Raw genomic sequence first — 1274 nt, 5'->3', positions numbered from 1 at the left:
TTTGAGATAATTTTCCAGGAAATATTAAAAAATAATCGCTATTCACCATATGTTCTTTTTATAAAGGCAATATTAAGATTTTGAAGTTACTGGAAACTCAAAACAAAAATGAAGTTTTCATAGAATGAGATTTTGAAAATAAAAAAATTTTATTCACATCATTAAATAGTAAAGGTAAATCTAAAATCATTTACATACTAGATTGTGGATTTAATCATCTTAACAAAAAAATTAATTATAAAAAAGAGTTGTATATCACACAATTTCCATTTCAGACATTACCTAACAAAAATAATAAAGAATCAAGTGAAAAATTATTAAATTGTTTATTCGATGCATAAGTGCAAAAGGAGGAAATATGTCAAATTTAAGTGAAAAATTAAAAAATTGTAGTGAGCAAGAATTAAAAGATTTCAATTATTTTATAGATGGTATGTTAGAAATGCCATTAATAAATGCTATTGATGAAGTAATTGATTGTCTTGAAAAACCTGATTATTGTGAACATTATGATACTCATTGACAATTTTTAAAACAATCATATATTTTCATAACATATAGAATTGAAGATGATATAAAAGAAACTAAAGAAGTAAAGACATTATTTAAAAAAAATTCTATATTAATTGATTTGATAAAACCAATTGAATTTTGATTAAAAATAATTAAATTGTCTGTTAATTTTTATAAATGCAATGAATGAGATATAAAAGAAACATATATAAGAAAACCAACAATAGATTTTTATCATTACTCGAATTCTTTACATGATGCAATCTATGATGAATTAGAAGCAAGAAAAAAGAAGAATGATTAAATGCGTATTTTGCAAAAAGTTATTGTTATCAGAAAAACCAATTAAATCAGTGTCTAATAAACCAAAAAGACTATAAAACAGTCATTTTAGTAAAATATATAATTTAACACCAATAAATTCTGAAGTTCAAAAATTAATTAATAAATCAAGTGAAAATATTAAATTGTTTATTCACTGCATAAGTACAAAGGAGAAAATATGACTAGAAAAGAATACAAAGAAATTATTAATATGAAATCTAGAACTTTAAAAATGGAATTAGTAATAGATTGATTACTAAAAGTTGGCATCTTCAGTAGAAGAGAAGCTTATTTACTAGATATAAAAAATTTTGAAGTTGAAAAATTAATTAATGAATCTATTAAAAGAAAAACAAATTATAAAAACTGACAAGAATTATTTAAAAAAGAGCTTGTTAGATAAATAGGAATCAATTAGCAAATTATAGATCAAAAAC

3 protein-coding genes are annotated in these 1274 nt (G+C 21.4%); all 3 read left to right on the top strand.

The genetic code is table 4. The features are described 5' to 3' along the window. Window positions 1-80 precede the first annotated feature (80 nt). The 3 genes from MBIO_RS04535 to MBIO_RS04525 all read left to right on the top strand — a co-directional run bounded on the left by MBIO_RS04535 (window position 81) and on the right by MBIO_RS04525 (window position 1240). Complete coding sequence (locus MBIO_RS04535; RefSeq protein WP_258408941.1) at window positions 81-341, top strand: hypothetical protein; 261 nt, start codon at window positions 81-83, stop codon at window positions 339-341. A 17-nt stretch (window positions 342-358) separates the two neighbouring features. Beyond that, window positions 359-817, top strand: a complete 459-nt coding sequence (locus MBIO_RS04530; protein ID WP_013526652.1) for a hypothetical protein — start codon at window positions 359-361, stop codon at window positions 815-817. Between the two features lie 198 nt (window positions 818-1015). After that, on the top strand, window positions 1016-1240 hold the full coding sequence (locus MBIO_RS04525; RefSeq protein ID WP_013526653.1) for a hypothetical protein: 225 nt from the start codon (window positions 1016-1018) through the stop codon (window positions 1238-1240). The last annotated feature ends 34 nt before the right edge of the window (window positions 1241-1274 follow it).

The sequence above is a fragment of the Mycoplasmopsis fermentans PG18 genome (genome assembly GCF_000209735.1).
In the GTDB taxonomy this organism is placed as follows: Bacteria; Bacillota_I; Bacilli_A; order Mycoplasmatales; family Metamycoplasmataceae; genus Mycoplasmopsis; species Mycoplasmopsis fermentans.
The sequence above is the reverse complement of the archived record's forward strand: the minus strand, read 5'-3'. Positions and strand labels throughout refer to the sequence as shown.